The 25924-nt window shown below is 70.0% G+C and carries 29 protein-coding genes and 8 pseudogenes; 10 read left to right on the top strand and 27 right to left on the bottom strand.

Annotated features, from left to right (window positions below):
- Window positions 1-190 precede the first annotated feature (190 nt).
- The 16 genes and pseudogenes from LP418_RS18595 to LP418_RS18520 form a co-directional block, all read right to left on the bottom strand.
- The gene (locus tag LP418_RS18595) at window positions 191-739 is read right to left on the bottom strand and encodes a hypothetical protein (protein WP_257953177.1); all 549 of its coding nucleotides are present in this window, start codon (window positions 737-739) and stop codon (window positions 191-193) included.
- Window positions 740-867: 128 nt separating this feature from the next.
- A complete protein-coding gene (locus LP418_RS18590) occupies window positions 868-1215 on the bottom strand; it encodes a hypothetical protein (protein ID WP_257953176.1) in 348 nt (115 codons plus the stop codon).
- Window positions 1216-1315: 100 nt separating this feature from the next.
- Window positions 1316-1912 (bottom strand): hypothetical protein, encoded by a 597-nt coding sequence (locus LP418_RS18585; RefSeq protein ID WP_257953175.1) that lies wholly within the window; start codon window positions 1910-1912, stop codon window positions 1316-1318.
- Window positions 1913-2175: 263 nt separating this feature from the next.
- Window positions 2176-3060, bottom strand: a complete 885-nt coding sequence (locus LP418_RS18580; RefSeq protein WP_257953174.1) for an ABC transporter ATP-binding protein — start codon at window positions 3058-3060, stop codon at window positions 2176-2178.
- Entirely contained in the window at window positions 3039-3194 is a 156-nt protein-coding gene (locus LP418_RS18575) for a hypothetical protein (RefSeq protein WP_257957275.1), read from the bottom strand. Before LP418_RS18575 ends, LP418_RS18580 begins: the two co-directional genes overlap by 22 nt.
- Complete coding sequence (locus tag LP418_RS18570; protein ID WP_442940357.1) at window positions 3161-3571, bottom strand: ABC transporter permease; 411 nt, start codon at window positions 3569-3571, stop codon at window positions 3161-3163. The genes LP418_RS18575 and LP418_RS18570 overlap by 34 nt, the downstream gene beginning before the upstream one ends.
- A 277-nt stretch (window positions 3572-3848) precedes the next feature.
- Window positions 3849-4055 (bottom strand): annotated as a pseudogene (locus LP418_RS18565) (glycosyltransferase); the annotation flags it as partial.
- Between the two features lie 169 nt (window positions 4056-4224).
- Window positions 4225-4998 (bottom strand): annotated as a pseudogene (locus LP418_RS18560) (glycosyltransferase); the annotation flags it as partial.
- 359 nt (window positions 4999-5357) lie between these two features.
- Window positions 5358-5783 (bottom strand): annotated as a pseudogene (locus tag LP418_RS18555) (glycosyltransferase); the annotation flags it as partial.
- Window positions 5780-6970: a UDP-galactopyranose mutase gene (glf, locus tag LP418_RS18550; protein ID WP_257953173.1), complete on the bottom strand. Its 1191-nt coding sequence runs from the start codon at window positions 6968-6970 to the stop codon at window positions 5780-5782. The pseudogene LP418_RS18555 and the gene glf, both read right to left, overlap by 4 nt.
- 34 nt (window positions 6971-7004) lie before the next feature.
- Window positions 7005-7958 (bottom strand): glycosyltransferase, encoded by a 954-nt coding sequence (locus tag LP418_RS18545; RefSeq protein ID WP_257953172.1) that lies wholly within the window; start codon window positions 7956-7958, stop codon window positions 7005-7007.
- 403 nt (window positions 7959-8361) lie between these two features.
- The gene (locus LP418_RS18540; RefSeq protein ID WP_257953171.1) at window positions 8362-8880 is read right to left on the bottom strand and encodes a glycosyltransferase; all 519 of its coding nucleotides are present in this window, start codon (window positions 8878-8880) and stop codon (window positions 8362-8364) included.
- A gap of 186 nt (window positions 8881-9066) precedes the next feature.
- Entirely contained in the window at window positions 9067-9558 is a 492-nt protein-coding gene (locus LP418_RS18535; protein ID WP_257957274.1) for a hypothetical protein, read from the bottom strand.
- A 124-nt stretch (window positions 9559-9682) separates the two neighbouring features.
- Window positions 9683-9745, bottom strand: a pseudogene (locus LP418_RS18530) (hypothetical protein); the annotation flags it as partial.
- Window positions 9745-10449: a hypothetical protein gene (locus LP418_RS18525; RefSeq protein WP_257953170.1), complete on the bottom strand. Its 705-nt coding sequence runs from the start codon at window positions 10447-10449 to the stop codon at window positions 9745-9747. The pseudogene LP418_RS18530 and the gene LP418_RS18525, both read right to left, overlap by 1 nt.
- A 385-nt stretch (window positions 10450-10834) precedes the next feature.
- Window positions 10835-11341: an acyl-CoA thioesterase gene (locus tag LP418_RS18520; RefSeq protein ID WP_257953169.1), complete on the bottom strand. Its 507-nt coding sequence runs from the start codon at window positions 11339-11341 to the stop codon at window positions 10835-10837.
- A gap of 127 nt (window positions 11342-11468) precedes the next feature.
- Here LP418_RS18520 and LP418_RS18515 point away from each other — a divergent pair, with 127 nt between their 5' ends.
- The 6 genes from LP418_RS18515 to LP418_RS18490 all read left to right on the top strand — a co-directional run bounded on the left by LP418_RS18515 (window position 11469) and on the right by LP418_RS18490 (window position 15375).
- Entirely contained in the window at window positions 11469-11807 is a 339-nt protein-coding gene (locus LP418_RS18515; protein ID WP_257953168.1) for a hypothetical protein, read from the top strand.
- 204 nt (window positions 11808-12011) lie between these two features.
- Window positions 12012-13247: an enoyl-CoA hydratase-related protein gene (locus LP418_RS18510; protein WP_442939947.1), complete on the top strand. Its 1236-nt coding sequence runs from the start codon at window positions 12012-12014 to the stop codon at window positions 13245-13247.
- A 289-nt stretch (window positions 13248-13536) separates the two neighbouring features.
- A complete protein-coding gene (locus LP418_RS18505; RefSeq protein WP_257953166.1) occupies window positions 13537-13665 on the top strand; it encodes a hypothetical protein in 129 nt (42 codons plus the stop codon).
- 318 nt (window positions 13666-13983) lie between these two features.
- Window positions 13984-14223 carry a hypothetical protein gene (locus LP418_RS18500; protein ID WP_257953165.1) on the top strand — a complete coding sequence of 80 codons (240 nt, stop codon included), beginning with the start codon at window positions 13984-13986 and terminating at the stop codon, window positions 14221-14223.
- The gene (locus LP418_RS18495) at window positions 14223-14531 is read left to right on the top strand and encodes a DUF1707 SHOCT-like domain-containing protein (RefSeq protein ID WP_442939946.1); all 309 of its coding nucleotides are present in this window, start codon (window positions 14223-14225) and stop codon (window positions 14529-14531) included. Before LP418_RS18500 ends, LP418_RS18495 begins: the two co-directional genes overlap by 1 nt.
- 163 nt (window positions 14532-14694) lie before the next feature.
- Window positions 14695-15375 carry a GAF and ANTAR domain-containing protein gene (locus LP418_RS18490; RefSeq protein ID WP_257953163.1) on the top strand — a complete coding sequence of 227 codons (681 nt, stop codon included), beginning with the start codon at window positions 14695-14697 and terminating at the stop codon, window positions 15373-15375.
- Window positions 15376-15384: 9 nt separating this feature from the next.
- Here the strand turns inward: LP418_RS18490 and LP418_RS18485 are convergent, their stop codons facing one another.
- On the bottom strand, window positions 15385-15978 hold the full coding sequence (locus LP418_RS18485; protein ID WP_257953162.1) for a helix-turn-helix transcriptional regulator: 594 nt from the start codon (window positions 15976-15978) through the stop codon (window positions 15385-15387).
- Window positions 15979-16334: 356 nt separating this feature from the next.
- Here LP418_RS18485 and LP418_RS18480 point away from each other — a divergent pair, with 356 nt between their 5' ends.
- The gene (locus LP418_RS18480) at window positions 16335-17006 is read left to right on the top strand and encodes a sigma-70 family RNA polymerase sigma factor (RefSeq protein WP_257953161.1); all 672 of its coding nucleotides are present in this window, start codon (window positions 16335-16337) and stop codon (window positions 17004-17006) included.
- A gap of 6 nt (window positions 17007-17012) precedes the next feature.
- Here LP418_RS18480 and LP418_RS18475 read toward each other — a convergent pair.
- A pseudogene (locus tag LP418_RS18475) lies at window positions 17013-18185 on the bottom strand (acyl-CoA dehydrogenase family protein).
- Window positions 18186-18266: 81 nt separating this feature from the next.
- On the opposite strand from LP418_RS18475, the gene LP418_RS18470 reads away from it, so the two are divergent.
- The 3 genes from LP418_RS18470 to arfB all read left to right on the top strand — a co-directional run bounded on the left by LP418_RS18470 (window position 18267) and on the right by arfB (window position 19791).
- A complete protein-coding gene (locus tag LP418_RS18470; RefSeq protein WP_257953160.1) occupies window positions 18267-18848 on the top strand; it encodes a TetR/AcrR family transcriptional regulator in 582 nt (193 codons plus the stop codon).
- Between the two features lie 239 nt (window positions 18849-19087).
- A complete protein-coding gene (locus LP418_RS18465; RefSeq protein ID WP_257953159.1) occupies window positions 19088-19360 on the top strand; it encodes a CoA-binding protein in 273 nt (90 codons plus the stop codon).
- A 47-nt stretch (window positions 19361-19407) separates the two neighbouring features.
- Complete coding sequence (gene arfB, locus LP418_RS18460) at window positions 19408-19791, top strand: alternative ribosome rescue aminoacyl-tRNA hydrolase ArfB (RefSeq protein WP_257953158.1); 384 nt, start codon at window positions 19408-19410, stop codon at window positions 19789-19791.
- 21 nt (window positions 19792-19812) lie between these two features.
- Here arfB and LP418_RS33810 read toward each other — a convergent pair.
- The 9 genes and pseudogenes from LP418_RS33810 to LP418_RS18420 all read right to left on the bottom strand — a co-directional run.
- A pseudogene (locus LP418_RS33810) lies at window positions 19813-20217 on the bottom strand (Gfo/Idh/MocA family protein); the annotation flags it as partial.
- A 178-nt stretch (window positions 20218-20395) separates the two neighbouring features.
- A pseudogene (locus LP418_RS33805) lies at window positions 20396-20755 on the bottom strand (Gfo/Idh/MocA family protein); the annotation flags it as partial.
- Entirely contained in the window at window positions 20755-21192 is a 438-nt protein-coding gene (locus tag LP418_RS18450) for an META domain-containing protein (RefSeq protein WP_257953156.1), read from the bottom strand. The gene LP418_RS18450 and the pseudogene LP418_RS33805, both read right to left, overlap by 1 nt.
- Window positions 21189-21722 (bottom strand): 5-(carboxyamino)imidazole ribonucleotide mutase, encoded by a 534-nt coding sequence (gene purE / locus LP418_RS18445; RefSeq protein WP_442940282.1) that lies wholly within the window; start codon window positions 21720-21722, stop codon window positions 21189-21191. The genes LP418_RS18450 and purE overlap by 4 nt, the downstream gene beginning before the upstream one ends.
- Before the next feature lie 37 nt (window positions 21723-21759).
- A pseudogene (locus tag LP418_RS18440) lies at window positions 21760-22864 on the bottom strand (5-(carboxyamino)imidazole ribonucleotide synthase).
- Window positions 22865-22928: 64 nt separating this feature from the next.
- Window positions 22929-23216, bottom strand: a complete 288-nt coding sequence (locus tag LP418_RS18435; protein WP_257953155.1) for a winged helix-turn-helix domain-containing protein — start codon at window positions 23214-23216, stop codon at window positions 22929-22931.
- A gap of 150 nt (window positions 23217-23366) precedes the next feature.
- Window positions 23367-24329, bottom strand: coding sequence for an adenylate/guanylate cyclase domain-containing protein (locus LP418_RS18430; RefSeq protein ID WP_257953154.1), 963 nt, complete (start codon window positions 24327-24329; stop codon window positions 23367-23369).
- Between the two features lie 46 nt (window positions 24330-24375).
- Entirely contained in the window at window positions 24376-24879 is a 504-nt protein-coding gene (locus LP418_RS18425; RefSeq protein WP_257953153.1) for a PH domain-containing protein, read from the bottom strand.
- Between the two features lie 7 nt (window positions 24880-24886).
- Window positions 24887-25690: a biotin--[acetyl-CoA-carboxylase] ligase gene (locus LP418_RS18420; protein ID WP_257953152.1), complete on the bottom strand. Its 804-nt coding sequence runs from the start codon at window positions 25688-25690 to the stop codon at window positions 24887-24889.
- Window positions 25691-25924 lie beyond the last annotated feature (234 nt).

Raw genomic sequence — 25924 nt, 5'->3', positions numbered from 1 at the left:
TCCGCTTCGACGCGGCCGAGCGCAACGAGAGCGCGTCCTCTCCGCGCTGCTCGAACTCGTCGTCGTAGGAGCTCTTGTCGCCGGAGTCGGGGGCCTCGGTCTCGGTGTCCTCCGCCGTACCGGGCTCGACCACGGCCAGCTTGAGGTCGTCGGGCAACGCGGCGGTCTCCCTCGCCGTCGACGGCCGCCTTCACCGGACGGCGTCGACATCGCCGATGATCAGCGGGTCGGTGCCGGGGCGGTCTGTCAGCGCGTCGGGCGTGCCGGCGTCGGGGGCGTGGTCGTCGTGGTAGTCGATGGCGCTCCAGCCGCTCCACTCGTTGCCCTCGCGAGTGCGGACGAGCACCGTGATGCCGCCCTCCTCGACCGCTTCGCCGTGCGCCCGGGTCACGCCGACCGCGCCGTAGCCGGTCACCGTCTGCGGGCGGCTCGTCACGCGGGTGGCGGAGATGGCGCCACGCATCAGCGTCGAGCCCGCCAACGACCGGGTGTTGCCGCTGGGTGTGGTGAGCGGCACCTCGGTGACCTCGGACGCCACGGCCTCCGTCGGCACGGTGGCCGAGGCCAGCGCACCGCTCAGCGCCGGGGCACCGGCGGGCATCGGACGGGCGCCCACGATGTCGAGGGACAGCACTCCCGCCGCCGGCGTGAGGACGGCAAGGACCACGCCGAGGGCCAGCAGCTGCTGGCAGGCGGTGATGAAACGGGCTTGAACAGGACGCATCAGTAACGACTCCAAGTGCGAAGGGGAAGGTCACACGAGAAGCAACTTTCACACCAGTCACACTGGTTCGCTAGGTTTCGTGAGTAACTACAACGTTGTAATTTCCACTCGCCACGCCGATGACTTCATGAAAAGTCAAGTTTTCACCCCCAAATTCGCCGAGTTGGCGCAAGTTGCACGCCGAGTCGTCGCAACTTGCACGCCGAGTCGGCGCAACTTGACGTCAGTACCCAGAACCGGCGGCGGCGCGAGGCGAACGTCTCCCGCGCGTGCTCGAAGCCGGCGCGCAGTCGTTCGACCGCATCCGCGTCACTACCGAAGACGTTCCTGTGGTCCAGCTCGTCGATCACGTAGCCGCGGCAACGCTCCAGCCACTCAACCCGCGCCACGTCGCGCTCGACATCGGTCGCGGCGGTGTGCCAGCGACGGCCCTTGTACTCCACTCCCCACCGCAGTTCGGGGAGCCCGAGGTCCACGCGATACACCTCCACGCCCCCGTCCTCGACGCTGATCTGCGTCGTCGGCCGGGGCAGGTCCGCGGCGTGCCACCGTCGTCGTGAGGCGGACTCCCCGAACGACTCCGCGCCCGGATCAACGATCGGCGCCAGCTCGCGCAGCTGTACGACGCCGCGCTGGCCCTTGAAAGCCGGGAGACCCGCGATCAGCTCGCCGACGTCGAAGCCGCCGAGCCTCGCCATCGAATCCATGCCGGCGAGCGCCGCATCCGGCCGCTGGAGCCGACCCCGGGTCGAGCGCCGTGCGCAGCTGGGTGGTGGCGAGGATCCCGTGGATCTCGGTCAGCTCGTCCTTCTGGACATGACGTTCACCACTGAGGCACAGACCGTTGCGCAGCCGGCCCTCGTCGCTGGGCCGGAAGAAGGTGACTCGCGGCACCGGGACGTCCTCATTGGGCGCCAGCGTCATGTCCGCGCCGTGCAACCACCCGGCGCACCGATCCGTCACGAAACAGCCCGCCGGCATCACCAGCGCCACGCAGGTGGCCCGCAGGACGATGCTGTCGGGAACAGCGGTCGAGACGTAGACACCCCACAGTGGTCGGCGTACGACCCGACTCCTCAGCAGGGCCGGGAGCGCCCTGCTGACGCCGGCGGCGCGAGCCTGCTCGAGCGTGAACGGTTGATCAGGTGGCAGCGGCCAGCCCGGAGGGAATCGGTGTCCGGACGACATGCATGCCAGATACCCGCGTCGTGGAGTCGTCACCCCGCGGGTCACGGCCTGTGGAAAACGTCGGCTTGCGCCGACTCGCCGTGCAACATGCGCCGACTCGGCGGTTTGTTTGCGCCGACTCGCCGTGCAACATGCGCCGACTCGCCGTGCAACATGCGCCGACTCGTCAGATGTCGGCGCTGAGCCTGTCGTCCGACTTCGCCTTGCCGCGCTCGTCGTCGTCATCGTCGTCGTACTGCAGGAACGTGATGCCCTCGTCGACGTCACCGTCGAAGACCCGGGCGGCCCTGCTCGAGCACGAGCAGGCGGCTGCACAGGTTGCGTACGGCGCCGGGCGCGTGCGAGACGTAGAACATCGTCACGCCGGACTTCACGATCTCGTCCATGCGCTTCTTGCACTTGCGCTTGAAGGGCCGGTCCCCCACGGCGAGCGCCTCGTCGGCGATGAAGATGTCGGCGTCGACGTTGATCGCCACCGCGAAGCCCAGCCGCGCCTTCATGCCCGAGGAGTAGTAGGCCACCTCGGTGTCGAGGAACTTGCCGAGGTCGGCGAAGTCGACGATCTCGTCGAACTTGCGCAGCGTCTCGTTGCGCGACATCCCGAGGATCGCGGCGTTGAGGAACAGGTTGTCGCGACCCGTGAGCTGCGGGTCGAAGCCGGCACCGGTCGCGATCAGGCCGGCGATCCGGCCGCGCGTGAGCACCGAGCCGGAGTCGGGGCGCATGACGCCGCTGACGAGCTTGAGCAGGGTGGACTTGCCGGAGCCGTTGAGCCCCATCAGCCCGATCGCCTCACCCTCCTTGACGGAGAAGCTGACGTCGTCCACGGCGTTGAACACGTCGTGGGTCTTGCGACCGCGTGCCTTGGCGAGCGCCAGCTGCTTGAGCGAGCGGTGGTAGGACAGCGTGAACGACTTGGTCGCGTTCTCGACCCGGATCATCGTCGTCATCAGAGGCGCTCCGGCACTCGGGCCTCGAGCCGCGAGAAGAGACGTTGGGCCAGCACCACGCAGACCAGCGCGATCAGGGTCATGATCAGCCCACGGGTGTAGAGGTGGTCGGGCAGGTGGATGGCCTGCGTGTAGCTCGGGTCGCTGGTGGTCCCCGGTCCAGAACCCGCGCTGGATCAGCAGCACGGCCTCGGCCATCGGGTTGTAGAGGTAGTAGGCGGCAACGGACTCACCCGAAGCGGTCCCTGGACCAGCGTGAAGGGATACATCATCGGCACGCTGAACGTCACGAACTGCGTCAGCGTCTGCGCGACCTTGCCGAAGTCGCGCATGAAGACGTTGGCCACGCTGAACACCGGAGGCCGAGCGAGAGTCCGAGGAGCGCGACGAGCAGGAACCCGAGCAGCGCCGCGGCCATACCGGCCGGGTCCGGGACCCAGCCCAGCAGGACGCAGACGAACACCGGGATGATCAGCATCGGGACCGTGTGCCACGCCGCCACCAGCATCCGCGCCACCGGGAACATCTCGCGCGGTACGGCGAGCTTGGTGATCAACGAGCGGTTCTGCACCAGCGACTGCGTGCCGCCGTTGAACGTCTCGGTGAAGAAGTGCACCATCACCATGCCGGCGAACAGGTGCACGGCGAAGTTCTCCATGCCGGCACCGCGACCCACCATCACCCGGAACAGGAAGTAGAACAGGCACAAGCGGATCGCGGGCTGGAGATAGCTCCACAGCCACCCGAGCGCCGTGCCCCGGTAGCGACTGGATCGTGTTGCGCACCAGCATCTTCAGCAGGTAGCGCCGACGGACGACCTCGGCCAGTCCCGTCGCCGCCGGCGGCACCGGGGGCAGCGCCTCCAGCTGCTCGGGGGTGCTGCGACGGCGTGCAGGCGTGGGTGTCCCCGTGGTCATTTCCTGGGGCTCGAAGGTCTTGTCCCGGGCTTCGGGGGACGTGATGTCGCCCGGGGCGGCGCGGTACTCCTCTGCGAGGCGCGGCCACTCCCGGCTGAAGCGACGGTGGATCTCGAGTGTGCGCTTGAGCAGGTCGCGGTAGAGCGCGGGGTCGCGCTGGTAGAGCGCGGCCGACGAGCCGTCGTTCATCGAGACGATCACCGAGTCGTACTTCACGAGGTTGAACCGGGCGGCATCCTGCGCGGGGAGCTCGGCCTCGGGGTACTCCTTCGACATCGGCCTCAGCGGGCGGAGCTGGCGGATCGGCGCCATACCGGCCGCGAGCATCGTCCCGAGCCGGCTCGGGATCTCGATGTCGCTCTTGCCCTTCTTCGGGGGGCTTCTTGCGGCGAACGGGCTTGAAGTCGTCCCGGTCGGCGTGCAGCTGCGCGTCACTGAACTGCTTGCGGAACGCGTTGATCTCCGCGAGCTTCGTGGGCAGTGCCTCGTGCAGCGTGTAGGGCCCGGCCGGGACGTCCTCGAGCGCCGGGTGACGCAGCTCTGCGGTGGAGTACTGCAGCGAAGCGAGGTGCTTGATCTGGTGGTTGAGGCTCTCGCGCACCATCCGGCCGCCACGCGGGTACGGCGAGTGCAGGAGCGCGGCAATGAAGCGGTTGCGCTGGTGGAAGTAGGACTGCCAGTCGACGCCGTCGTTCTTGTCCGTCCACGGCACGTGCCACACGGCGGCACCGGGGAACGTGACGGTCGGGTAGCCGGCCTCCTTGGCCCGCAGGCCGAACTCGGAGTCGTCCCACTTGATGAAGATCGGCAGCGAGAGCCCGATCTCGTCGAGCACCCGGCGTGGGATCAGGCACATGAACCAGCCGTTGAAGTCGACGTCGGCGCGCTTGTGCAGCCAGCGTGACGAGCGCAGGTTGCGCGCCGCCGGGTCCCAGTCGCTGTAGCCGTCGAGGCGGGTCTGCCACCAGAAGCGCCACGGCTGGATGATCTCGCCGAACGAGTGCAGCCGCGAGCGCGAGTAGATCGAGAACATGTGCCCGCCGACGATGGTCGGGCGCTTGGCGAGGTCGCCGAAGGTGACGGCACGGATGACGCCCTCCGGCTCGCAGACCACGTCGTCGTCCATCATCAGTGCGTACGTCGCCGTGCCCTTGCGCACGGACTCGAGCTGTCCTCGTGCGTAGCCACCGGAGCCGCCCGGGTTTCCCCGGACGATCACGCGGAGCCGGTCGCCCGGGAAGTCCCTGGGCCGGCTTGAAGAACTCGGACTCGGTGACGGGCTGGGTGCCCTGCTCCATCACGAAGACGGAGTCGAGGTAGGGCCTCAGCGCCTCGTCCTCACCGAGCTGGCCGAGCAGCTTGGCGCAGAAGTCGGGGCGGTTCATGGTGGTGATGCAGATGTCGGCGGTGCCGTGCTCGGCGCGGTCCGCGGGGACCTCGGCGCTCCACTCGGCGGACTCGACGACCGCGTCCTCGTCACCGGCGACCACGTCGTACCAGTACCAGCCACCGTCCACGAAGGGCGTGAGCGTCAGGTCGAAGCTGAAGGTGCCCTGAGTCGCCCTCGACCGAGGCGGAGTCGACGCGCTGGGAGTGACCGGCGGCCATCGACTTGTAGACGGTGACGTTGGCGCCGCTGCCCTTGATGGTCACCGTGAGGCGCACCTTGTCGACGACGGTCCAGCGCCGCCAGTAGGAGGCGGGGAACGCATTGAAGTAGGTGCCGAAGGAGAGCTGCTGGCCCTGCGGGATCCGCAGCGCCGTACGCGACAGGATCTGGTCCGGGTGCAGCTTGCGACCCGTCGAGGTGGACTGCCGGATCGCGGCGTTGTTCAGGTCCTTGGCCGCCTTGTTGCCGCCGACCTCGTGCCGCGAGGTGTCGAGCTTGGCCTCCTCCGGGTCGACGTACAGCGCGAAGACGTCGGTGTCCTTGTCGATCGGCAGGATCTGCCGCTGCAGCAACCGCGTCACGGTGCCGGTGTCGGTCAACGTCTGCTCGCTCATTCGTCCACTCCTCCGCTCGTGAGCGGCACTCCGTCGGAGAAGTGCGGCTTGAGCTTGTTGTCGAACATCGACAGCGCCGACCCGATGGCCATGTGCATGTCGAGGTACTTGTAGGTGCCGAGGCGGCCGCCGAAGAGGACCATCGGCTCCTTCTTGGCCGAGTCGCGGTACTTCAGCAGCTTGGCGCGGTCGTCCGCGGTGTTGATCGGGTAGTAGGGCTCGTCGTCTTCCTCGGCGAACCGGCTGTACTCGTGCACGACGATCGACTTGCCGGGCAGGTAGGTGCGCTCGGGGTGCAGGTGCTTGAACTCGAGCACGCGCGTGAACGGGACGTCCTGGTCGTTGGCGTTGACCACGCCGGTGCCTTGGTAGTCGTCGACGTCGACCGTCTCCTGCTCGAGGTCGACCGTGCGCCGAGACAGGCGGCCCTCGCAGTTGTCGAAGTATTCGTCGACCGGGCCGGTGTAGACGACTGGCACCTTGCCCTTGAACTCCTCTTGCACGTCGAACCAGTCGGTGTCGACACGGACCTCGATGTTCGGGTGGTCGGCCATCTTGTTGAGCCACGCGGCATAGCCGTCGGTGGGCAGGCCCTCGTAGGTGTCGTTGAACCACCCGTCGGCGAAGGTGTAGCGGACCGGGAGACGCGTGATGATGTCGGCGCTCAGCTCGGTGGGGTCGGTCTGCCACTGCTTGGCGGTGTAGCCCTTGATGAACGCCTCGTAGAGCGGGCGCCCGATCAGGCTGATCGCCTTCTCCTCGAGGTTGCTGGCCGTCGCGGTGTCGAACTCGCTGGCCTGCTCGGCGATCAGGGCACGCGCCTCGTCGGGCGTGTGGGCCTTGCCGAAGAACTGGTTGATCAGGCCGAGGTTCATCGGCAGCGAGTAGACCTGCCCCTTGTACTTGCCGAAGACCCGGTGCCGGTAGTTGGTGAACGTCGTGAACTTGTTGACGTAGGCCCACACCCGCTCGTTCGACGTGTGGAACAGGTGGGTGCCGTACTTGTGCACCTCGATCCCGGTCTCCTCGTCGATCTCGCTGTAGGCGTTGCCACCGAGGTGGTAGCGACGCTCGAGCACCGGGACCTTGAGGCCGAGCTCGGTGGCACAGCGTTCGGCGATGGTGAGGCCGAAGAAGCCGGATCCGACGACGACGAGGTCTGGCTGGGAAATTGAGCCCCGGGACAAGGGGGTTCTCCTGAGGTGTGAAGGCGGGCCGAGTCTAGCGAGGGGGTGCGGCAGATCCGGAAAGCCTGCGCATCCCCCGCGCCGACCGGATGGCACGGATCACGTTGCCCGCCTCGCCGCGACCGCCGCGCAGCGGGCTGAGCAGCACCACGACGAGGGTGATCAGCCACGGCTTGAGGCGCACGAGCACGTTGTCGCCGTACCGGAAATGGACGACGAAGAGGTTGCGGTACATGAAGAAGCCCTTCCAGCCAGCCATGTCGTGCTGCTGGTTGAAGTCGAGCTGGCGCACGAGCCGCGCGTCGCGCACGGCCCAGATGCGGAAGCCAGCCCGGCGAGCGCGAATCGCGAAGTCGACGTCGTCGTAGAAGATGAAGAACTCGGGGTCGGGGAAGCCGATCGCGGCCACCACGTCGCGGCGGACCATGAAGCCCTCGAAGGCGACGTTCTCGATCTCGACCCGCTCGGGCAGGTCCGCACGGGTGGCGTACGTCGAGTCGACGCTGGCCGTCTTGGGCCGGATCGCCAGCGGGTTGGACAGGTCGAAGCGGATCGCGGCCTTCTCGACCAGGTGCCCGTCGATGTCGTCGCGCACCGCCATCAGGCAGGCCTCGTCGGTGGCCATCAGCACGGCGAGGCAGTCCGGGTCGGGCACCACGTCGTCGTCCATGAGCCAGATGCGGTCCCACCCACCGTCGAACGCCGCACGCATCCCGACATGGAAACCGCCGGCGCCGCCGAGGTTGCTCTCGGTGGTGGTGATGTGGAGGGGCAGGTCACCGCGCGCGTCGAGGACCGAGCGCGTGTGGTCGGTGCTGGCGTTGTCGATCACGATCACGGCATCCGGACGGTGCTCCTGCGCGGCCAGTCCGTCGAGCATGCGAACCAGCAGGTCGGCGCGGTTGTAGGTGACGATGACGACCGCCACGCTCTCAACCGCTGGTTGAGCAGGGCGCCCCGCGCCCGTGTCGAAACCAAGGTTGCTCACTCAAGGAACCTCTCGTGGCCGTCGTACTCCCCCGCAGAGCCCGTCGCGCATCCGCGCGCACTGAGCCGGAGGCGGGCGAGGTTGGGGCGGGTGAACGTGTAGAACCAGATCGTCTTCGCCACGAACGCCATCGCGTGCAGGGGGCCGCGGTAGTCGCGCAGGTTGACGAGGTTGTTGCGCGCCATGCAGTAGTGCTTGAGGTCGCTGGGGCTGTGGTTGTAGGTCGTGCGGCCGAACGCCATCGGCGTGCCGAGCTCGCCCACGCTCGGATGCCGCACGACCGCGTCGGTCACCGTGGCGACGCGGGCGCCGGCCTCGCGAGCGCGCCAGAGGTATTCCACGTCGTCGCCCCAGATGAAGAACTCCTCGCGCGGCAGCCCGATCCGGTCCACCAGCTCGTTGGTCACGAGGACCCCGTTGAAGGGGATGACGATGTCGACCAGCACGCCGTCGCGCGCCTTCGCCCGGGTCTGCGCGACCGTGCGCAGGGCGGTGGGGCTGCCGGGCGGGCGGACCGGGAAGACGAGGGTCTCGCCGTCGTTCTCGTCCACGACGAGCGGGCCCCAGAAGTCGTAGTCGTGCTCGAGCAGGACCCCGAGGCAGTCGCGGTCGGGGGAGGCCGTCGTCGTCCATCAGCCAGACGAGGTCGGCGTCGCGGTCGATGGCCCGAGCGAGCCCGTCGTGGAACCCGCCGGCGCCGCCCCCGGTTGCGCTCGAGCGTGCGCCCCAGCACGGGGATCTCTCCCGTGGTCGGCGTGCCGGCCAGCCGGGCGCCGGTCCCGTCCGTGGAGGCGTTGTCGACGACCAGCACCTCGTGGAGCCCATCGACCTCGCCGAGCCGCTCGATCAGCCGCTGCACGAGGGCGAGCCGGTTGAAGGTGACGACGACCGCGACGACGCGTCGATCCGGTCCGTGAGCCACGCGCTACACCCTAGGGGTCGGGGGCGTGCCTCCCGATCCTCGGCCGTCGCGAGCGTCGTCCGGGGCGTGCGATGGCAAGGCGGAGGAGGGAGACATGGCGGAGCCATGGCGACTGACGACAACGCAGCCAGCGTGCGTGCCGGGCGGCGCGCAGCAGGCCATGGGGTCGGGAGTCACGCCCCCCGGTCAGCAGACCGATCCGAGGTCGTCGGCTCGGTTGGCGGCGTAGCCGTCCTTGAGCGAGCCGACCGAACCACCCGTCACCGGGGCGGGTGTCGTGGCGACCGGCGCCTTCCCACCCTTGGCGGGCGGGGCCGCCTCGGTCGTGGGTTCCGGAGTGGGCTGCTCACCCTCGGCTCGGTCGATCGCGTCGGCCACCATGGCGTGCACCACGTCGATGTCGGGGTCGGCGGTGACGACCTTCGGCGGCACGAGGCTGACGGTGCCGATCTTCTGCGACTTGGCCTTGATGGCGAGGTCGAGGAACCGGTCGACCTCGCTCTTCGGCACGCTGGTCGAGATCATCTCGGACGACGCCGCCGCGATCTTGGAGAAGTTGCGCAGCGCGTCCTGCGGGCTGATCTGCTGGAGCATCGCGTTCATGACGCACTTCTGCCGCGCCATCCGGGAGTAGTCGTCGGACCCGTCGCAGGCGCGCGCGAACCAGAGCGTGTCCATGCCGTCGAGCTTGCGGGGTGCCGGGCTCGATGAAGCGGTAGAAGTCGTCGGAGGGCAGTCCCACGGGGATCCGGTCGCGCACCGTCAGCGTCACGCCGCCGACGGCGTCGACGAGGTTGCGGAAACCCGCGAGGTTGACCATCGACCAGTAGTTGATCTCCGGGCCGGTGATGCCCTCGACCGCCATCACGGTCGCGTCGACACCCGGCGTCTTGGAGCCCTTGAACAGCTCGGTGTTGTCACCGGCCCAGTGCTGACGCCGTTGAGGTAGCACTCGTCGCAGTCGAAGCCCTTCGGGAACTGCTTGTCCATCACCGAGCCCTCGGCGAAGGGGAAGTTGCTCATGTTGCGCGGCAGCCCGACCGGGACTGTCTTGCCGGTGCGCGCGTCGATGCTGGCCACGGTGAGCGAGTCGGGGCGCAGCCCCCAGCGCCCGGCGCCCGCGTCGCCGCCGAGGAGCAGCACGTTGAAGCGGCCGTCGTGCGCACCGACGACCTCGCCGTCGCCGAACATCGTGATCATGAAGTTTCTCTGTACGCCGACCATGTGGGCGCCGAAGAGCAGCGCACCCGCCACGGAGAAGCAGAGGACACCGTTGACGCCGACCACGGCGAGCCGGTGCTGGCGCTGCAGGCCGAGCGGCTGCCCCAGCCGCCGGGCGTCCATGAACAGCAGCGCCCAGCCGATGGCCAGCGCCATCAGCACCAGACGGGCGACACCGAGCACGATCGTGTTGGAGATCGCCCAGAACGCGAAGCCGTGCGAGAAGTAGGAGACCACGACCGAGAGCACACCCGTCGCGATCAGGCCCATCCAGATCCGCATCGCGAGTCGGCCCATGCGCCGGTTGCCCGCGACGAGCTGGGCGGAACCGGGGATCAGCACGGTCATGACCATCAGCGCCACGGCGCGACGGAAGCGGACGCTGCGCGCGGTCCGGGGTCGAGAACCGGGCGACCTGCGACCCGGGGGAAGATGCGGGCGGCATCAGGGGTGCTCCTCTGCTGGGGGAAGTCAGCACGCCCAGTATCACCAGTCCCACCCGTCACATCCGGCTCCGACGCGCCGACTGCGCCTGATCGGCCGCTGGTCGCCGTACGACCTCCGGCGCGAGCAGCGGTGCGTGAGCCACATTCCCGGGCGAGAAAATGTCGTTCAGCAACCCGGGGTGCGCGTGTCGCAGAGGACGCGCCGACGCTCAGGTGCACCAGCCACATTCGAGCGCGGTCAAATGTGGCTCACTCACCGCTCGATCAGGACCGTCCCGGATCCCGAGTCACTCGTCGCGGCCCCGGTCGATCTCCATCTTGCGCGCGAGGCGGTGGGCGCGGCGGATCTCGGCCTCACGCTGGCGGCGGACCTCCGTCGGGGTCTCGGTGATCAGCCCGGGCACGGGTCGCGACTCCCCGGACTCGTCGATCGCGACGAAGACGAAGTAGGCGCTGGCGACGTGCACCGGCTCGTCGGTGGCGTTGCCGAAGGGCTGCGCCTCCACGCGCACCCCGATCTCCATCGACGAGCGGCCGGCCCAGTTCACCTCGGCGTACGTCCTGATGATGTCGCCGACGTGCACGGGCCGCAGGAAGGTCATCTCGTCCATCGCCGCGGTGACCGCGGGGCCGTCGCTGTGCCGGAACGCCACCGCACCAGCGGTCGAGTCGGCCAGCTTCATGATGTCGCCACCGTGGACGTTGCCGAGCACGTTGGCGTTGGTCGAGCTGGCGACGATGGCCGGGGACACTCGCGAGAAGGACACCGGACGCGCGGTGAGCGGTTCACTCATGTCCGCACGGTAGCGTCTCGAGCATGGCTGAACGTCCCCCGGGAAGGGCGGTCCCGAGGAGGGAACCCCCGAATACGACTGGCTCTACGGCTCGCGCGGCACCGGGCGCCCCGATGACGCGACCCGCATGGTGCCCCAGCAGGAGCGTCCCGGGGAGCGCCATGACGAGACCCGGGTGCTGCCGGTCCAGCCCCGCACGTCGGATTCCTCGGGTCGTCCACCCGGTGGCGGCAGCCGCATGGCGACGTCCGCCCCGCCCCCGAGGCCCGCCCGGCCCCGTCGTCGGCCGCGGTTCCGCTTCGGCGTCGTCAAGCTGGTCCTGCTGCTGTGGCTGGTCTTCATGGTGGCCGTGCCGTTCTGGGCCCGGGTCGAAGATCGACAAGGTCGACGCGGAGCCCACGGGCGCACGACCCGACGACCAGCCGGGCACCAACTACCTCATCGTCGGCTCCGACAAGGCCGATGACCTCACCGCCGCCCAGCAGAAGGCCCTCGGGGACCGGGCCCGGCGGCACCAACACCGACACGATCATCGTGCTGCACACGGGCTCCGGCGCGGACACGCGGATGTCGATCCCCCGCGACACGCTGGCCGAGGTGCCGGGCCACGGCACCCAGATGATCAACGCCGCCTTCTGCCCCGGGCAAGGCTCCCCTGCTGGTGGCCAGCGTGGAGAAGCTCACGGGGATCCACATCGACCACTACGTCGAGCTCGGCTTCGGCAGCGTCATCAACACCGTGGACGCCCCGGGCGGCATCGAGATCTGCCCGAAGACCGACATGGACGACCCGAAGGCGCGACTGGACATCAAGAAGGGGTGTCAGGAGGTGGACGGCGAGACCGCGCTGGCCTACTCCCGTTCGCGCTATGTCAGCGCGCTCAGCGACCTCGACCGGGTCGGCCGCCGGGGCGAGGTCATCGGCGCACTCGGCTCCGAGGCCAAGTCGCCCCGGACGTTCCTCAACCCGGTGCGCTACTGGCAGCTCACCAACGCGTCGGCGCACGCGATCCGCATCGACGAGGAGATGGGCCCGATCTCCCCGGGGCCGCTTCGCCCCGGCGATGACCGGCGACAGCCGCACGTGCACGATGCCCAACCTGTCGGCACCCAGCGACCCCAACCGGATCATCGCCGACCCCGACCGCGCACCGGGCGTCTTCAAGGCGATCATCGAGGACGACGTCGTTCCGAAGAACCTCTGCACACCGACAGGACGAGCCCGCTAGTGACCTTCGAGACCCTGACCGTCGAGACCGATGTCGACGGGGTCACCCTGCTGACCCTGTCGCGACCCGAGGCGATGAACTCGTTCACCGTCACCATGGCGCGCGAGCTGGAGGCATTCTTCCCGGCCGCCGCCGAGGACGACACCATCCGCGCGATCGTGGTGACCGGGTCCGGGAAGGCCTTCTGCGCCGGGATGGACCTGAGCGCGGACGGCAACGTGTTCGGCCTCGACGAGTCGGTGTCACCGACACCGGCGAGCCTGCGAGAGCACCTCACCGAGGAGCCGTTCCAGTCCGGCGTCCGCGACACCGGCGGCAAGGTCACGCTCGCCATCCACGCCTGCCCGAAGCCCGTGATCGCCGCCATCAACGGTGCCGCGGTCGGCATCGGCGCGACGATGACGCTGGCCATGGACATCCGGCTCGCCTCGACCCGGGCCCGCATCGGCTTCGTCTTCGGTCGGCTCGGCATCGTGCCCGAGGCGTGCTCCTCGTGGTTCCTGCCGCGGATCGTCGGCACCCAGCAGGCGCTCGAGTGGGTCTACTCCGCCGACATCCTCACCGCCGAGCAGGCGCTCGCCGGCAGCCTCCTGAGCAAGCTCCATGAGCCCGACGACCCGGTGCCCGCCGCCCTCGAGCTGGCCCGCTCCTTCGTCGTCGACCGCTCTCTCCTGTAGCCCCGGCGCTGGCCAAGCGGCTGATCTATGCCGGCACCGCCGCTCCCCACCCGCTCGACGCCCACATCGCCGACTCGCTGGCGATGTTCCACACCTCGATCGGCGACGGCAAGGAGGGCGTGGCCGCCTTCCGGGAGAAGCGCTCGCCGTCCTTCACCGGCAGGGCCTCCGAGGTTCCCGAGATCTTCTGACGCAATCCCCTTGAACGGGACGCTCAGTCGCGTCTACTATCGCGATATATCGCAATAGGTTGGCGATATCACGACGACAGACGTTCGAGGGAGACATCATGGGCAACACGAACTGGGAGCAGCGCCTCCAGCAGCACGGCGCGTCGTCCCGGCAGGGCTGGGACGGCGGCCAACGTCGCCGGCACGGCGGTCACGGCGGCCCCCGCCATGGGTGCAGGGCCTCCTAGGCTGGGGCGCCCCCGGCGCGACGCCGAGCGGACCGGGGCCGCGGGCCAAGCGCGGCGACGTCCGGCTCGCCATCTTGTCGGTCATCGCGGATGCAGCTCGCCGCGAGGAGCCGATCAACGGCTACCGGGTGATCCAGCAGATCGCGGAGCGCAGCGACGGCGCCTCGGCGCCCCAGCCCCGGCTCGGTCTACCCCACCATCCAGCAGCTCCGGGACGAGGGCCCGGTCGAGACCGACGACGAGCGCGGCCGCAAGACGCTTCGTCTGACGGTCGAGGGCACGGCGTACGTCGAGGCGCACACCGCCGACCTCGACGCGGTGTGGACTCCGTTCGAGCGCGCGTCGCAGCGCGCCACGAGCGGCACCTCCGGCGACCTCAAGTCCGAGATCGGCCAGATGATGAGCGCGGTGTGGCAGATCGTCACGCAGGGCTCGGACGCCCAGCGCAAGGCCGCGATCGGCGTGCTGGTCGACACCCGGCGTGCGCTCTACGGGATCCTCGCGGACGGAGCAGCCCCTCGCGACGCCGACACCCTCGACGAGGAAGGTGACCTGTGATGGAGCCCCGGATCGGCGACGCCGAGCGCGACGTCGCCACCGCCCGACTGGGCGACCACTTCGCCGCCGGCCGCCTCGACCACGAGGAGTACGACGAGCGGCTGGACGCGATCTGGTCGGCTCGCACCAGCGCCGACCCGGACCGGTGTTCTGGGACCTGCCCGTCGTGTCCACGCCACGGCCCGCACCTCGACCCTCACCGGTCGCACGCCCGCGCGGTCGCGACTGGCGGTTCCCGATGTGGATGCTGGTCGTCGGCGCCGTACTCCTCGTCGCGGCGCTCGACGTGCCCCGGTGGGTCTGGCTGATCGGCCCGGTCGTCCTCCTCAAGCGGCCCCGGGCACGGGGACGTCGCATGCACGGATTCCATGCTCACAACGGCCGGACGAGCCGCTCCTGCGCGTGAGAAGATCCACCGTCGAGGGGTTCAGCCCAGAGCCCGGCACTCGCTGTCGCTCCGGGGAGGTCCCCTTGTCGCTCAACCCTGACGCGGAGTCGTTCGCCGAGCTCGCGCTCGACCTGCACGAGGTCTCGACCCTCGATGAGACCGTCGAGCGCATCCTCGAGTTCGCCTGCAAGATGTTCAACTGCGCCTACGCCGGCGTGATCCCGGTCCACGACGGGTCACGCGTGGAGACGGTCGCGAGCAACCACGAGATCGTCGCCCACCTCGACACGATCCAGCTCGAGGCCGGCGAAGGGCCCGACATCGAGATCATCGCCGACCGGCCGGGCGTCCTGATCTGCGACATCGCCGAGGAGACGCGGTGGCCCACGTGGACCGCCGCAGTGGAGGACGCCGGCATCCGCAGCATGCTGGGCGCGCGGCTCTACACCACGCGCCGGGTGCTCGGTAGCCTCAACCTCTACGCCCTCGAGGTCGACGGCTTCGACCGGGTCGACGTCGATGTCGCGCACATGCTGGCGCGGCACGCGGCAGTCGCCCTCGAGTCGGCCCGCGGCACCGAGCACCTCCTGCGAGCGGTCGATGCCCGCAACCTGATCGGCCGGGCCCGGGGCATCTTGATGGAGCGCTTCTCCATCGAGGCCGACCGAGCCTTCCGGGTGCTCAAGCGCTACTCCCGGGACAACAACCTCAAGCTCAATTCAGTGGCGCAGCGCCTCATCGACACCGGGAAGCTGCCGAGCTGAGCTCGCCGCTCAGGCGGTCAGGCCCGACCGCGGTTCGTCCTGCATGCGGGCGGGCCCGAGGTAGCCGTGCCGCACGCCCCACAGCACCGCCTGCGAGCGGGACGTGACGCCCATCTTGCGGTAGGCCGAGCGGATGTAGGACTTGACCGAGTTGATGCTGATGCAGGCCGTGTCGGCGATGCTCTGGTTGTCCGGGCCGCTCGTGATCAGCCCGATCACGTCGGCCTCGCGGGGCGTGAGCGGATCGGGTCGCTGGCGGCGCGGCGACGTGCGCCCCTCCCCGAGGTCCACCACGACGCGCCCCCGGTGGATGGCCTCCAGCGCCGCCACGAGGACGTCGCCCGGCAGCGCCTTGGACAGCACCCCGCTCGCGCCGCTGCCCAGTGCCATCTCCGTCAGGTCCGGGCGCGCATTCCACGTCCAGGTCACCAGCCGCCCGTCGTGCGGGACCGGGTCGCCGAGCACCCCGGGCAGCACCCGGACGTCGGCCAGCGAGTCGTGCAGCGTGAGGTCGGCACCGTCGGCGGGCACGCCACCGTGTGCGGGCAGCACGGTGATCCGGTTCGAGTACGGCGCCATCAGGGCCGTGAAGCCGCGGGTCACCAGCTCGCTCTCGCGCCAAGGTCACGCGCACGGGCGCTGGGTGGTTCTTGGTGGGGGTCATGCGCTCGCCGTACCCGCATCTCACGCCGACATACGCCCCTGTCCGGAAACCGGACTTGCCCGGTCGCCGGTCGGCTGGTTACATGGGTCCGAGTGGTTGAGCAGCCTGCCGCGCCGGTCCGTACGAAGGATCCGAGTCGTGTCGCTGACGCTGAATCCCACTTCTCCGCAAGCCCGTCTGTCCCGCTCCGCGCGAGCGGCCGTGACCAGCGAGCTGCTGGCCCGCTTGAGCGACCCGGGCTGCTCGCGGCGCGAGGTCGAGGACGAGATCATCCGGATCAACCCCGGTCGTGGCCATGCAGGAGGCCCGTCGCTACGAGGGCCGTGGCATCGAGATCGAGGACCTGCGACAGGTCGCCTCACTGGGCCCGGTCAAGGCCGTGCGCGGCTACGACCCCGCGAAGGCCACCGACTTCCTGAGCTTCGCCGTGCCGACGATCCGCGGTGAGCTGCGCCGCTGGTTCCGCGACCGCGGCTGGATGGTGCGACCGCCGCGCCCGGTCCGGGACCTGCAGGCCGGGATCAGTGCCGCGCAGGACACCCTGCTCCGGGAGCTCGGCCGCACGGCGCGCCCCAGTGAGCTCGCCGCCCACCTGTCGGTGGACGTCGGACAGGTCATCGAGGCCGTGTCCGCCAGCGGGCTGTTCACGGTCGACTCACTCGACGTGAAGCTGGCCGGCGGGCACTCGCCGTACGACCAGCTCTCCGGCCCGGAGACCGGGTTCGCGAGTGCCGAGGCCCGGGTGGTGCTCGGGCCGCTCGTCCGGGAGCTGTCGCAGCGCGAGCGTCGCATCCCGGAGCTGCGCTTCTTCCGGGGTGCGAGCCGGGCCGAGATCGGCGAGCAGCTCGGCATCACCCGGGCACAGGTCTCGCGCCTGCTGTCGAGCATCTGCCGCCGGCTGCGCTGCCGCCTCCTCGACTCCCGTCGTACGGCGACGCGCCGGCCCGACCTCACGTCGGCGGCGTGAGCCGGGTCAGAGCTCGGACTGGATCCCGGCAAGGAGCTGGCGCGCCATCACGATCCGCTGCACCTGGTTGGTGCCTTCGTAGATCTGGGTGATCTTGGCGTCGCGCATCATCCGCTCGACCGGGTAGTCGCGCGTGTAGCCGTAGCCGCCGAGGACCCGGACGGCGTTGACGGTGACCTCCATGGCGACGTCGGAGGCGAAGCACTTGGCGGCGGCACCGAAGAACGTGAGGTCCTTGTCGCCACGCTCGGAGCGACCGGCGGCGGCGTAGGTCATCTGGCGCGCGGCCTCGACCTTCATGCCCATGTCGGCGAGCATGAACTGCAGGCCCTGCTGCTCCGCGATCGGCTTGCCGAACTGGATGCGCGTCTTGGCATAGTCGAGCGCGTAGTCGAGGGGCACCCTGCGCGACACCGACGGCCCGGGCGGCGATCGTGACGCGGGTGTGGTCGAGGGTGCGCATGGCGATGTCGAAGCCCCGGCCCTCCTCGCCGATGATCCGGTCGGCCGGGATGCGCACGTTGTCGAAGTAGACCTCGCGCGTCGGGGAGCCCTTGATGCCGAGCTTCTTCTCGGGCGCACCGAAGGAGACGCCCTCGTCGGACTTCTCGACGACGAAGGCCGTGATGCCGCGGGTGCGCTTCGAGGCGTCGGTCATGGCGAGCACCGTGTAGAACTCCGAGACACCGGCGTTGGTGATCCAGCGCTTCACGCCGTTGAGGACCCAGAAGTCACCGTCGCGCACGGCGGTCGTCTTCTGGTTGGCCGCGTCGGAGCCGGCGTCGGGCTCGGACAGGCAGTAGGAGAAGCCGCCCTCACCCGCGGCGAGCTTGGAGAGGTACTTCTGCTTGATCTCCTCGCCGCCGCCGATCTGGACGGGCAGGGAGCCGAGCTTGTTCACCGCGGGGATCAGGGACGACGCCACGCAGGCGCGCGCGACCTCCTCGATCACGATGACGGTCGCCGGGGGCGTCGGCACCGGCACCGCCGTACTGCTCGGGCACGTGCGGGGCGTGGAAGTCGGCGGCCCTGGAGCGCGTCGTGCGCCTCCTGCGGGTAGCGGGCCTCCTCGTCGACGGCGGCGGCGTACGGCGCAACCTTCGCGTCGCAGAGGGCGCGCACGGCCTCACGGATGGCCCGGTGCTCGTCGGAGAGGGCGTAGAGCGAGAAGTCGGACACCGAATCACCTTGGTGGTCGTAGGAAGGGCTGACACTCGGTACGATACCAATGAAACTGAGTTTCATCACCGGGAGGAAGTCGTGCCGAACATCACCGTTGCCGACCGTCTGCGCGACGCGGCGTTCGACCTCTTCGTCGAGCAGGGCTACGACGCCACGAGCGTCGACCAGATCGTGGAGCGGGCCGGGGTCGGTCGCTCGACCTACTTCCGCACCTATCCCACGAAGGAAGCGGTGATCTTCCCCGACCACGAGGAGGTGCTCGCGCGGATCGAGGCCCGGCTCGAGGTGGCCGAGCCCGGGCAGCACTTCCCGGCGCTGCGCGAAGCCGCGCGGCTGGTGCTTCGCCACTACCTCGACGAGGGCGACCACGCCCGCGCGCGCTACCGCCTGACCCGCAGTGTCCCGGCCCTGCGCGAGCGCGAGATCGCCGGCATGCAGCGCTACCGGGGAGACCTTCCGAGCCTTCATCCGCGGCTGGGACGTCGAGGTCGACCCGGCCGACGTCCCGCGTGTCGACCTCCATGCCGAGCTGCTCGCGGCCTCCCCGGTGACGGCCCACAACCACGTGCTCCGTCGCTGGTTGCGGGGCACGACCGAGGATCCCGTGGCCGAGTTCGACACCGCGATGGCCGAGGTCGAGCAGCTGTTCTCGACCCGTGAGTCGAAGGCCGGGCACGTCATCGTGCTCGGTCCCGGCGCCGACCTCAACCGGGCACTGGCCGCGGTCCGTGAGGCCCTGTCGTAGGTTCGACGCATGACCCAGTGGCAGGACCCTGACTCCGTCTCGCTGATGCTCGACGACCTCGAGACGTGGGCGGTCGTCGGCCTCTCGGACAATCCGTCGCGCACGGCCCGGTCGGTCGATCGCGCAGCTGCTGCAGTCGCGCGGCAAGCGGATCGTGCCGATCCACCCGGCCGCGCCGATCGTGCACGGCCAGCAGGGCTACGCCACCCCGGCCGACGTGCCGTTCCCGATCGACGTGGTCGACGTGTTCCGGCGCCCCGAGGAGGCCGGCCAGTTCGCCGACCGGGCCGTTGCCGTCGGCGCGAAGGGCGTGTGGTTCCAGCTGGGCGTCATCGACGAGGCCGCCTTCGACCGGACGACCGCAGCGGGCGTGCCGATGGTGATGGACACCTGCCCGGCGATCGAGTGGCGCAAGCGGGGCCGATGAGCTCCCCGCCGTTGCGGGTCCCGTCCGGGCCGGGCCTGCCAGACGGCATGGTCATCCCCGACAGCGACCTCGTCGAGCGCTTCTCCCGCTCCCCCGGCCCCGGCGGGCAGTCGGTCAACACCAGCGACAGCCGGGTCGAGCTGGAGCTGGACCTCCGCACGGCGTCGTCGCTCTCCGACGTCCAGCGTCGCCGGGCCCTGCAACGCTGGCCGGGCGGGGTGATCGCGATCGCCGCCTCCGAGCACCGGTCCCAGCACCGCAACCGGGCCGCCGCCCGCGAACGGCTGGCCGACCTGTTGCGTACGGCGTTGGCTCCGCCTCCGCCGCCTCGCCGGCCGACGAAGCCGACCCGCGGCTCGAAGGAGCGCCGTCTGAAGGCGAAGAAGGAACGCAGTCACCTCAAGTCGATGCGCGGACGCGTGAGCGACTGACCTGCGCCAGCGTCTCCTCCATCACCCACTGGACGGCGACCGTGTCGTCGAGCGGCATGGTGGGCGACTCGAGCAGCCCGGCGGCGAGGCAGCGGTTGACCTCGTCGATCTCGTGGACGTAGCCACGACCACGCACGGCCAGTCGATCGTCTCGGCGCCGGCTCCGTTGCGACGCACGACGAGCCGGGTCGGGTGGTGGAAGCGGGGCGCGATCTCGATGGAGCCGCCCGTGCCCCAGACGACCGCACGTCCGGGCGACTCGGTGGTGAGCGCGCAGGCGAGGGAAGCGGCGCGCCCGTCGCCGTACGACAGCTGGATCACGGCGCTGGCGTCGACCCCGTTGGCGTAGCGGGTCCCGCTGGCCGTGACCGTGTCGGGGGTGCCGAGGAAGTGCTGGGCGATCGAGATGACGTAGACGCCGAGGTCGAGGGTGGCGCCGCCGCCGAGCTCGGGCGCGAAGAGCCGAGAGGCCGGGTCGTAGTCGCGAAAGGCGCCGAGGTCGGCTCCGGACGGCGATCACGTCACCGATCGCGCCGTCCGCGACCAGCCGCTTGGCCTCGACGACCACCGGCTGGAACCGCGTCCACATCGCCTCCATGCAGAAGACGCCCTTGGAACGGGCGAGGTCGACGACCTCACGGGTGTCGGCGAGCGAGGCCGTGAAAGCCTTCTCCACCACCACCGGCTTGCCGGCCTCGAGGGCGGCCACGGCGAGGGCGTGGTGCTGAGGATGTGGCGTCGCGATGTAGATGACGTCGACGTCGGACGCGACCAGCTCGGCGGTGGTGCAGCCGGTGGCGACGCCGTGCCGCGACGCGAACTCGCGCGCCCGATCGGTCGTGCGGGAGCCGACCGCGACGACCTCGGCATCATCGACGTGCGCGAAGTCGGCCGAGAAGACCTCGGCCATCGAGCCGGTTCCGGCTACTGCCCAACGAGTGGTCACCGAGCCATCGTGCCGCATCAGGCGGCGCGGTACTGCAACCGATAGTCGTAGTTGCCGATGATGATCGAGATCCGGAGGCGGTCGTCCTTGATCCGCCACTTCGCCCCGTCGACCAACACCTTGAGGATCAGCTTCTCGATCTTGGCGGCGCGCCGCTCGCAGCCGATCAGCGTGGTGGCGAGGGGGCCGAGCTCCGGGGTCTCCTCGAGGACATGGACCTTGCCACGACCCCTGTTGCAGCCCGTGTCGACACTGATCCTGCCGTCGGCGATCCGCAGCTCCTGACCGCGAGTGCGCCACACGTTGCCCATGTCGCTGATGAACGGGACCTTCGCGATCCTGTGCAGCCGCCGGGTCGTGCCCTCGAGCTGCGTGTCGGGAGCGGCCGCGGCGCTGACCGGGGCGACTCCGATCACGAGGAGGGCCGACACGAGGACGGCGAGAAGTGTCTTCATACAGCGTCTGACGCCCGCAGGGAGGCGCTGGTTGCCGTCAGAAGCCGACCTTGCGGGGGCCGCGCGATGCGTCGCGCACGACCTGCCCCTTGGCACGGGCCGTCTCGACCGGGGGACGCCTCGAACTCGACGAGCTTGCGCTGGAGCACCTCGTCGGCGGTGCCGAGGATCCGGGCGGCGAGGATGCCCGCGTTGCGCGCGTTGCCGATCGCCACGGTGGCGACGGGGATGCCCGCGGGCATCTGCACGATGGACATCAGCGAGTCGAGGCCGTCGAGGTACTTCAGTGGCACGGGCACGCCGATGACCGGCAGCGGCGTCACCGAGGCGAGCATGCCGGGCAGCGCCGCGGCACCGCCGGCGCCCGCGATCAGGACCTTCAGCCCGCGACCGTGGGCACCCTTGCCGTAGTCGAGCATCTCCTGCGGCATCCGGTGGGCGGACTGCACGTCGGCCTCCCACGTGATGCCGAACTCGTCGAGGACCTCGGCGGCCGCCTGCATCACCGGCCAGTCGGAGTCCGAGCCCATCACGATGCCGACGCTCGGCCCAGAACTGATGGCGCTGCTAGTCACTGGTCTCTCCTAGGTCTCCGCGGAACCACGCGGCCGCGTGCCGCGCCCGCTCCGAGGCAATCATCGAGGTCGTCGCCGTACGCATTGACGTGTCCCACCTTGCGGCCGGGGCGCAGGTCCTTGCCGTAGAGGTGTACGCGCAGGTGCGGATCGCGGGCCATCGCGTGCGGCAGCCCGTCGTAGAGATGCCCACTGTCGGTGGGTCCACCCGGGATGTTCACCATCACCGTCCAGCGAGACCGCGGGGCGGGCGAACCCAACGGGAGGTCCATGACCGCGCGCAGATGATTCTCGAACTGGGACGTCACGGCGCCGTCCCGGGTCCAGTGGCCGGTGTTGTGGGGGCGCATCGCCAGCTCGTTGACCGGGATGCGACCGTCGGCAGTCTCGAAGAGCTCGACGGCCGGGATGCCCGTGACGTCGAGCGCACCGGCGATGCGCAGGGCGATCTCCTGCGCCTGACCGGCCAGTGCGGGCGACAGGTCCGGCGCCGGGGCGATGACCTCGTGACAGATGCCGTCGAGCTGGGTGGAGGCGACGACCGGGTACGCCGCAGCCTGACCGCTCGGCGAGCGTGCCACCAGCGCGGACAGCTCGCGGCGGAAGTCGACGAGCTCCTCGGCCGGGATCTGCACACCGGCGGCCTCTGCGGCCGCGAACGCGGCGTCCGACTCCGCAAGGTCGCGAACCACCCAGACGCCCTTTCCGTCGTAGCCACCGCGGGTCGTCTTCAGCACGCACGGCAGCCCGAAGGCCTCGACGTCGGCCGAGGTCGCGACGACGGCGTTGCGCGGGCACGGCACGTCGAGCTCGGCCGGGCGGGCCCGCATGACGGCCTTGTCCCGGGCGTGCACGAGGGCGCCCGGCCCGGGTCGCACGGCGATGCCGTCGGCCTCGAGTGCGTGCAGGTGGTCGGTCGGGACGTGCTCGTGGTCGAAGGTGACGACCGGGCACCCGGCCGTGACCGCGCGCAGCGTGGCCGAGTCGGTGTAGTCGCCGACGAGCTGGTCGGGGATCACCCGGGCAGCGGAGACACCGGGGGCCTCGGCGAGGAGCCGGAGCGGCAGCCCGAGTGCGATCGCGGGCTGCGCCATCATCCGGGCGAGCTGGCCGCCGCCGATCACGGCAAGGGTCGGTGCGCGTTCTGACACGCCCTGAACCCTAGGGCAGTGACTCTCCGGTCGACTCCGCGGCATTCGAGCCGTCCTCGAACCGGAGGCCGACGCCGCGGACGGTGGTGATCAGCGCCGGCGAGCGCGGGTCGTCGCCGAGCTTGCGACGGAGCCAGCCCGTGTGGACGTCGATCGTCTTGGACGAGGACCAGAAGTTGGTGTTCCAGACCTCGAGCATGAGCTCGGCACGGGTCACCACATCGCCCGCACGGCTCATCAGCGCCAGCAGGAGGTCGAATTCCTTGCGCGAGAGCTCGAGCTCCCGTTCCCCCGCCAAACCCGTCGAGCGTGCGGGTCCACCAGAACATCCTGAACGGACAGCACCGGGACAACGTAGGAACGGGCGACCCGGCGCGCTGCGCGTTCGACGAAAGTCGGAGGACTGGTCCAGACCGGGCCGGAGCACGTCCGCGATCGCGGCGCGCGCTCAGCGGCGGCGTACGGCGACGGGTTCGACCAGCCCGAAGCCACGCACCGGACGGGCCGGGAGCCGGCGGGACTCGAAGTCGTCCTCGGGCAGCAGGTCGGCCGTCGCCCGGTCGATGATCAGCCGGTTGCGACGCGCCACGGCCGTCAGGCGTGACGCGAGGTTGACCGGAGGGCCGAACACGTCGCCCAGCCGCGGGACGACCGGGCCGGAAGCCAGCCCGACGCGCACGTCGGGCATCCGCGGGTCGCGGCCGATGACGTTGATGATCCCCTCGGCGACCTCGATCGCGGGGACGGGGTCGTTGAGGACGAAGAGCACCGAGTCGCCGAGGCTCTTGATGATCCGACCGCCGTGGACGCTGACGACGTCCCGGCAGCGGGTCTCGAACTTCTCGACGAGGTCGCCGATCTGCTCGCGGTCGAGCTGGTTGGACAGGGCCGTGAAGGACACCGGGTCGGCGAAGCCGACGGTGACGTCGATGGTGTGGAGGTCGTCGTGGGCGGCGCCCATCGCCTCCATCCGGGCCACGGCCGCCGCGAGGTGGCGTCGCCACGTGTAGACGAGCATCTCCTCGAAGGGGCCGCTGAGCTCGTCGATGAGCCGGAGGGCGGAGCCGACCCGCGAGCCCGTCGCCTCTTCACCGGCCTCCAGCTCCTCGACCCGGTTGGCGAGGGTCGAGACCTCCCAGTCGGCGAGCCGGGCCATCGTCTGGCCGGCTCCGCGGGTGAGGTTGAGGGCCATGTCGAAGTCGACGCTGCCGGAGTCGATGATCGACATCACCGACGAGACGGCACGGACGTCGACCGAGCTGAAGGCGCGCTCCGCGCCCATCTCCGGGAACCCGAGGGCTCGCCAGAGGCGGCGGGCCCGGTCGATGGTCACCCCGGTCTCGGCCGCCACCTCGGCGGCGTTCAGCGTCGGGGCCTCGCCGAGCACGGCGAGGTCGAGTCGTTCGGGCACGCTCAGCTCCGCCTCGGCGGACTTGTCCGAGGAGGGACGCCGCCCCTCACGTGCCATCGTCAGACCGGTCGCCGCCCGCCGGGGCATGGAGCTCCTCCGCGACCTTGAGCTGAACCTGCTCCACATGTGGGATGTCGTCGAGCAGCACGCGTCCGTTGGTGCTCGCGTCAGAGACGATCAGCGTGCCGCAGCCGAAGATCCGGTCGATCACGCCGATCTCGAAGTCGACGCCGCTGATCCGGTTGAGCGGGATCGTGCGGCCCTCCTTCGCGATCAGGCCCGAGCGCTTGATGAAGCGGCGGTTGGTGAACGTGTAGGTGGTGGTGAGCCAGTCGATGAAGGGCCGCAGCACGAACCACACGACGATGCCGGCCGAGACAGCACCGGCGATCGCGCCCAGCACGGTCGAGTCGGTCATGTTCGCCAGCGTCAGCACGGCAGCGACGACGACGATCAGGATCATCGCCGGGCCGATCAGCGCCTTCGGGTGGGTGCGGGTCGAGATGACGACGTGCTCACCGTCGTTGAGGAGCTTGGTCGGGTAGGCCACGCACCGATCATGTCACTGCTGCGGGCGCACGTGAATCACATCTCCGGCTCCGACGGTGAAGGTCCCGTCGCCCGAGCTCACGACCGGGGGCGCCGCGGGCGTCGATGTCGAGGGCCTCCCCCGGCGGACCTGCTGACCGTCCGGGCCCCCGGGCAGGTGGATGTCGACCTCGCGGCCGATGGTCGAGCACACGTCGGCGTACGCCGTCCGCAGTGCCTCCGGGTCGTGGAGCAGGCCCTGCAGTCCGTGCAGGGAGCCGAGCACCCGGCCGAGCAGGCTGGTCCGGTCCACGGGTTCGCCGGTCTCGAGCTCGACGGAGGTGGCCGGGGCGACCGGGAGCTCCTCGAGCGACTGCGACACGTTGATCCCGATCCCGACGACGGCGGCGGGGCCGGCTGGGGTGTCGATGCGCTCGACCGGGATCCCGGCGACCTTGCGCTCCTCGACCCGGGACGTCGTTGGGCCACTTCAGCGCGATGTCCGGCAACCGGTCGGCGAGTGCGGCCCGGACGGCGTAGCCGGTGAGCAGCGGCAGCCACGGCCAGTCCTGCGCCGGGACGTCGGGTCGCAGCAGCACCGAGAAGGTCAGCGAGCTCCGAGCGGGTGTCTCCCACACCCGGTCGAGGCGGCCCCGGCCCGCGGTCTGGTGCTCGGTGACGACCACCGGGCCCTCGTCCTCACCCGCACGAGCACGTTCGGCGACGACGGCGTTGGTGGAGGGCGAGGCGTCGGTGATCTCGACCCGCCACCCCCGGGGGGTGGCGATGCGCTCGGGATCGAGGGCTGGGCGCGGTGCGGGGACGGAAGTCATGGGCACTAGATTGGCGCAGGAGACCACAGGAGGCCACTGCAGTGAGCGCACAGGTGCAGCCCGGCGAGGGCACCGACGTCCCGACCGGCCAAGAATTCGGGCAGAGGGACATCCACACGACCGCGGGCAAGCTCGCCGATCTCGAGCGTCGCCTCGACGAGGCCGTGCACGCCGGGTCGGCGAAGGCGATCGAGAAGCAGCACGCGAAGGGTCGCAAGACCGCCCGCGAGCGCA

The sequence above is a fragment of the Nocardioides sp. B-3 genome (assembly GCF_024703895.1).
Lineage (GTDB): Bacteria > Actinomycetota > Actinomycetes > Propionibacteriales > Nocardioidaceae > Nocardioides.
Note: the sequence above shows the minus strand (reverse complement) of the source record. Positions and strands in the feature narration are given on the sequence as shown.